The organism is Methylobacterium sp. Leaf118 (genome assembly GCF_920984675.1).
Taxonomy (GTDB): Bacteria; Pseudomonadota; Alphaproteobacteria; order Rhizobiales; family Beijerinckiaceae; genus Methylobacterium.
In genome coordinates this window covers 82501-88539 of record NZ_CAKLBV010000017.1, presented here as the reverse complement: position 1 = coordinate 88539, position 6039 = coordinate 82501, and the positions used below count along the sequence as shown (strand labels likewise).

The 6039-nt window shown below is 72.5% G+C and carries 7 protein-coding genes; 5 read left to right on the top strand and 2 right to left on the bottom strand.

Annotation, left to right across the window (positions count from 1 at the left end; translation table 11 throughout):
- From LW587_RS09955 to LW587_RS09935, 5 genes are all read left to right on the top strand, one after another.
- Positions 1-626 (top strand): amino acid kinase family protein (locus LW587_RS09955; RefSeq protein ID WP_232629433.1); only part of this gene is annotated, 626 nt, incomplete at its 5' end.
- Positions 623-2197 (top strand): DUF6513 domain-containing protein, encoded by a 1575-nt coding sequence (locus tag LW587_RS09950; RefSeq protein WP_232629432.1) that lies wholly within the window; start codon positions 623-625, stop codon positions 2195-2197. The genes LW587_RS09955 and LW587_RS09950, both read left to right, overlap by 4 nt.
- 3 nt (positions 2198-2200) lie before the next feature.
- Positions 2201-2797, top strand: a complete 597-nt coding sequence (locus LW587_RS09945; RefSeq protein ID WP_232629431.1) for a DUF447 domain-containing protein — start codon at positions 2201-2203, stop codon at positions 2795-2797.
- Between the two features lie 223 nt (positions 2798-3020).
- Positions 3021-3551, top strand: coding sequence for an SRPBCC family protein (locus tag LW587_RS09940; RefSeq protein ID WP_232629430.1), 531 nt, complete (start codon positions 3021-3023; stop codon positions 3549-3551).
- An 11-nt stretch (positions 3552-3562) separates the two neighbouring features.
- Positions 3563-4678, top strand: coding sequence for a beta-propeller fold lactonase family protein (locus LW587_RS09935; RefSeq protein ID WP_442919112.1), 1116 nt, complete (start codon positions 3563-3565; stop codon positions 4676-4678).
- Positions 4679-4738: 60 nt separating this feature from the next.
- On the opposite strand, the gene LW587_RS09930 is transcribed toward LW587_RS09935, so the two are convergent.
- A complete protein-coding gene (locus LW587_RS09930) occupies positions 4739-4939 on the bottom strand; it encodes a hypothetical protein (RefSeq protein WP_232629429.1) in 201 nt (66 codons plus the stop codon).
- A 65-nt stretch (positions 4940-5004) separates the two neighbouring features.
- Complete coding sequence (locus LW587_RS09925) at positions 5005-6039, bottom strand: hydantoinase/oxoprolinase family protein (RefSeq protein WP_232629428.1); 1035 nt, start codon at positions 6037-6039, stop codon at positions 5005-5007.

Genomic DNA, 6039 nt, shown 5'->3' with positions numbered 1-6039 from the left:
ATGCCGCGCTCCCCTCGGCGGGTGACGGGCGCGGCGCCGCCCCCCTCCTCCGCACCGGGCGAGCGGCCTGGAGCGTGGTGAAGGTCGGCGGCAGCCTCGTCTCCGACCCGGAGCGCCTGCGCGCGGTCCTGTCGGCCTGCCTCGCGCAGGCGCCCATCGCGGTGGTCCCCGGCGGCGGCCCCTTCGCCGAGGCCGTACGGACGAGCCAGGCCGCCCTGGGCTACGACGACCGGCTCGCCCATCGCCTCGCGCTCGACGCCATGGGCCGCATGGCCGAAATTCTGTGCGCCCTCGAACCGCGGCTGACCGTCGCGGCGGACGTGGACGCCGTCGCGAGTGTCCTCGGCGCGGGCGGCTGCGTCGTGTGGGACCCGGCGGCCCTGAAGGCCGGGGCGCCGGACATCGCCGAGAGCTGGGCGGTCACCTCGGACAGCCTCGCCCTCTGGCTCGCGACCCGGCTCGGCGCCGGGCGCTGCATCCTCGAAAAGGCCGCGCCCGTGCCCGACGCCGATCCGCAGGCGCTCGCCGCCGCCGGCCTCGTGGACGCAGCCTTTCCGCGTTTCGCCGCGGCCTTCCCCGGCGCGATCGTGGTGCGCGGGCCCGAACGCGCGGAGCGGGCGGCATGAGCGCCCCCGAGCACCTCGTCTTCATCACCGGCAAGCTGGCCCATGCCCGGCTGGAGAAGGTGGCCGCGACGCTGCCCCCCGAGCGCTACACCTGGACCATCGCGGATGCCGGAGTGAAGGTCGCCGCGCTGATGACGGAAGAGATCATCAAGCGCCGGGTGACGATGCCGGAGGGCGCGACCCGTATCGTCCTGCCCGGCCGGTGCCGGGCGAACCCCGAGGCGCTCTCGGTTCATTTCGGCCTGCCGGTCGAGCGCGGGCCCGACGAGATCGTCGATCTGCCGGCCCATCTCGGGCTCACCGCCCGCAAGGTCGACCTGTCGCGCCACGACCTGCGCATCTTCTCCGAGATCGTCGACGCCTCGAAGATGACCCCGGACCAGATCGTCGCGAAGGGGCGCGACCTCGCCCGCCGCGGGGCCGACGTGATCGACCTCGGCGGGCTGCCCGATACCGCGTTCCCGCATCTCGAGGACAGCGTGCGGGCGCTGAAGGCGGCGGGCTTGAGGGTGAGCGTCGATTCCTTCTCCCTGGACGAGTTGACCCGGGGCGCGAAGGCGGGCGCCGACTACCTGCTCAGCCTCAACGAGGAGACGCTGGACCTCGCCTTCGAGACCGATGCGGTGCCGGTCCTCGTGCCGATGCGGCCCGACGACCTGCCCTCCCTGGACCGGGCCATCGAGCGGATGGAGCGGGCGGGACGCCCCTACATGGCCGACCCGATCCTGGAGCCGATCCATTTCGGCTTCGTGGATTCCATCGCCCGCTACCGCGACACCCGCGCCCGCTGGCCGCAGATCGAGATGATGATGGGCACGGGCAACCTCACCGAGCTGACCGAGGCCGACAGCCTCGGCGTCACGGCGCTGCTCGTCGGCATGTGCTCGGAACTCGCCATCCGCAACGTGCTGATCGTGCAGGTCTCGAACCATACCCGGCGCACCGTCGAGGAGCACGACGCCGCCCGCCGGGTCATGTACGCGGCGAAGGCCGACGCGGCCCTGCCCAAGGGCTACGGCCGGGCGCTTCTCGCCCTTCACGACAAGCGCCCCTTCGTGCAGACCCCGGACGAGATCGCCGCCCTCGCCGCCGAAGTGCGCGACCCGAACTACCGCATCGCCGTCGCGGAGGACGGCATCCACGTCTACAACCGCGCCATCCACCGGACCGGCACCGACGCGATGGCCTTCTTCCCGGACCTCAGCGTGGAGAGCGATGGCGCCCATGCGTTCTATCTCGGGGGCGAGTTGACCAAGGCCGAGACCGCCCTGCGCCTCGGCAAGCGCTACGTGCAGGACGAGCCCCTGGATTGGGGCTGCGCCGCCGACCGGCCCGAGGAGGACACCACCGCCTTCAAGGCGGCGGGGCCGACCCGCTCGGCCCATACCCGCCACAGCGGTCCCGAGGCGTCCGAGGCGGCCCGCGCCGCCGCGGTGCCGACGGAGCGGGACGCGGCACCGCCGGAGACCGAGACCGGATCGGGTGCGGACGGGCGACGCGATGGACTCGCGGAGCCGCGGGGGGGGCGCATCGTCTGCGGCCGGCTGGTGCCGGACGAGGAGCGGGGCTGAGCGATGCCGCTGATCTTGGAGACCGTCGTCACCACCGTCTCGGCCGAGGGGACGATGCACCTCGTGCCGTTCGGCCTGATCCGGGAGGGCGAGGATTTCGTGCTCGCCCCGTTCCGGCCCTCGCCCACCATCGCGAACCTTTCGGAGCAGCCGTATTTCGCGGCGTCCGCGCCGAGCGACGTGCGGGTGATCGCCGGCGTGGTCACCGGTCGGCGCGACTGGCCGGTGGTGCCCTGCCAGAGAATTCCGGGCCAGCGCCTCGCCGAGTGCTTCGGCCATGCGGAGTTCGAGGTGGCGAGCCTCGAGGACGACGTGACCCGGCCGCGCTACCGGGGCCGGATGGTGCATGCGGAGAGCCACGTGCCCTTCATCGGCTACAACCGGGCGCAGGCCGCCGTGATCGAGGCCGCCATCCTCTCGACCCGGCTGCACATGCTGGAACCCGAGAAAATCCTGGCCGAGATGGCCTACCACGCCATCGCCATCGCCAAGACCGCCGGCCCCGCCGAGCGCGAGGCCTGGGACTGGATCGAGGACAAGGTCGCGCAGGCTCTGGGGCGCAGCGAGCGCGTCCTGCCGCGATCCGGACCGGGCTCGTAGACGGCCCGGCCTGACAGGAGATCTCGCCGGCACCGGGGCCGCCCGGAGCCGGGGGGAGAGAGGCGGCCCGGCCCCGGGCGGCCTCGCGGACCCACAAATTTTCCGTGAACAGACGCTGGCCCCACTGGCCAAGCGGAGGTGGCGGGCGATGTGTGGAGACGCATCGATCGAGGGATGACGAGCGCCGCTCTCCGGGGGCGCCGTCTGGGAGGAGACGAAAAGAATGCAGTTCAGGACACTCGCCGCGGTCGCGGCGCTGGCGACGGTCACCTTCGCGGCGCAGGCTCACGGCCCCACCCGCCAGAAGGTCTCGGAGTCGATCGAGATCAACGCTCCCGCCGACAAGGTCTGGGCAATGGTCGGCAACTTCCAGGACGGGAGCTGGATCCCGGTCGTCGAGAAGACCGAGGGCAAAGGCGGCAACGAGGTCAAGGCGACCCGGACGCTGACGCTCAAGGGCGGCGCCACGGTCGAGGAAGAGCTCGGCAAGTACGACGCCGAGAAGAAGACCTTCATGTACCGGATCACCAAGGTCGACGTGAAGACCCTGCCGGTCAACGACTATTCCTCGACGGTCGAGGTCGAGGGCGACGGCTCCAAGACCAAGCTGACCTGGAAGGGCGCCTTCTACCGCGGCTACATGAACAACGATCCGCCGCCGGACCAGAACGACGAGGCCGCCAAGAAGGCCGTCTCCGGGCTGTACAAGGCGAGCCTCGAGAACGTGAAGGCCAAGGCCGAGAAGGGCTCGTAGGGCGTCCCATGATGCGGAGAGTCGGCCTGTTCAACGATCTGCGGTGGACGCGCCGGCTCTCCTCCCCTCTCCCCGCCGCGGGAGAGGGGGCCCCGCGGAGCAGATCGGCTGAGGGGAGCGCCCCCGCCTCCGACCGCCCCACAGGCACCGTGTCCCGCGCGGGAGCCGGGGCGGCAGCCCGCCGGCTGACCCTCTGCCTGGGCCTTGCCACGCTTCCGGCCCCCGCGCTGGGGCAGGAGGCGATCGTCACGACGCAACTCGGCAACGCCGTCGAGATCATCGATCTTCCCTCCCGCACCATCCTGTCCACGATTCCCGTCGCGGGGGCGCCGGCCGGCATCGCGCTCTCGCCCGACCGCCGCCGCGCCTATGTGAGCCGGCCGGAGGGGCACGGCGTCACGGTGATCGACCTCGAGGCCCGCAAGGCCCTCGCCGAGGTGAGCCTGCCCGGCGGACCGCTCGGAATCGGCGTCAACCCGGTCTCGGGGGATGTCTACGTGGCCGACTGGTTCGGCGCGCGCGTGTTCGTGCTGCGCGCCACCCCCGAGGGATTGCGCCCGGACGGCGAGATCGCCACCGGCAAATCCCCGTCCGGCCTCGCGGTGACGCCGGACGGAGCCACCCTGCTGGTGGCCAACCGGGAATCCGATTCCGTCTCGGTCATCGACGCCGCCGCGCGCCGGGAGATCCGGCGCATCCCGGTCGGCACGCATCCGTTCGGCCTGACGCTCTCGCCCGACGGCACCCGCGCCTTCACGGCGAACGTCCTGTCCGACGACGTCTCGGCCATCGACTTCGCCGCCGGCCGCGAGACGGGCCGGGTGGCGACCGGGCAGCGCCCCTACGTCATCGCCTTCGCGCAAGGCCAGGGCGGCCTGCGCGGCTTCGTGACCGACCAGTATTCCAACACCGTGACGGTGTTCGACCCCGCCACGATGGCGCGGGTCGGCACGGTCGATGTCGGGGATCATCCGGAAGGCATCGCAGCGACGCGGGACGGCCGGACGATCGTGGTGGCGAATTGGGGCGACAACGGCCTGAGCCTGATCGACCCCGCGACCCTGACGGTCACCGGAACGGTCGCGACCGGTGACGGCCCCCGCGCCTTCGGGGATTTTCTGCGGTAGCGCCCCCTTTGGAGGGGCTCCGCTGGCCGGACCGAAAGTCTGGCCGCGCCGGACCGAAGGTCAGGCGGCCGCGGGCGGTTCGCCGCTCTCGCCCTCCGCGGGGGAGTTCAGGATATCTTCCAGCTCGTCCACGAGCCGGTCGATCTGGTCCTCGCTCGCCAGCACCTTGGTGGTGCGCCCGTCCGCGGTGACGAAGGCGAGTTCGATGTCCCGGCCCTCACGGGTCGCCAGGATCCGGGTCAGCTTGCTCGGGGCGGTCATGCGTCGTCCTCGTCCTTCTCCTCGGGGCGTCGTCCCCGATCAACCTGCCGGGCGAGCCCGGCGTCTCATCCGATCAGCCCCACCGCGACGGCTGGTCCGCAGGTCGAGACCCAGTCCGACCCCTCCGCCGCCCCCTGTTCGGCGATGAGGCCGGTGAGCGGCACGGAGCGGCGCCCGAGCCGGGCGGCGAGGCGTTCGGCCAGGAAACGGCCGGCCCCACAGACGACCAGGGGGGCGTCCCCGGGCAGGTCGGGGCGGGAGAGCAGCATCGCGGCGGCATCGTGCAGCGGACGCATCTGCGTCTCGGCGAACCAGCCGGCCAGGGCCCGCCACTCCTCCGGGCTGCCCTCGTCCCAGTCGCGGCCGACCATCCGGGCGAGCCGGGTCTCGGTTTCGCGCAGCGACTTGCCCTTGAGATCGGCGCTGTGCTGCTGGTCGGCGCCCTCCGGCAGGTCGCCGGTGAGGCGGTGGATGTCGGCGGCGGTCGCGAAGGTCTCGGCCATCAGCGCCGTGCGCCGGCCGCGCCAGGGCGCATGGGTCGCGAAGGCGAGGAGCGGCGTGCGCACCACGCCGGTATAGACGAGCTCGCCCGTCTCCAGGCGCTCCGCATCGCTGTAGCCGCGGGCGGCCGGATGCCCGCCGACGACCGGGATCAGGTCGGCGGTGGTCGAGCCGATATCGACGAGGAGCGCCGCCTGCGCGTGCCGGCCGACGAGGGCGGCGGTGGCGTGCCAGTTCGCGGAGGCGACATCGCCGGCATGCGCACGGGCGGCCTCGGGTGCCACGAAGCCGGAGCGGCCCGCATAGATGCGCACCGGGCCCGCCAGGGTCGCGGCGGCCCAGGCCGAGAGCTTGTCGACGCCGTCGGCCCGGTCGGCGAAGCAATCGGTCAGCTCCCCGGTCATGGTGACCGCGTGCACGGCCTCGCCCCGGGTCCAATCCGGCAGGGTCGCGAAGGTGTCGTCGAGGGCGCGCACGCCGCGCCAGAGGGCGCAGGCGGCCTGCGAGGCCGCGACGACGCGGCCGTCCTCGATCAAGGCCGCCTTGACATGCACCCCGCCGAGATCCCACCCGACGACCCTGGTCTGTTTCCGGTTCAC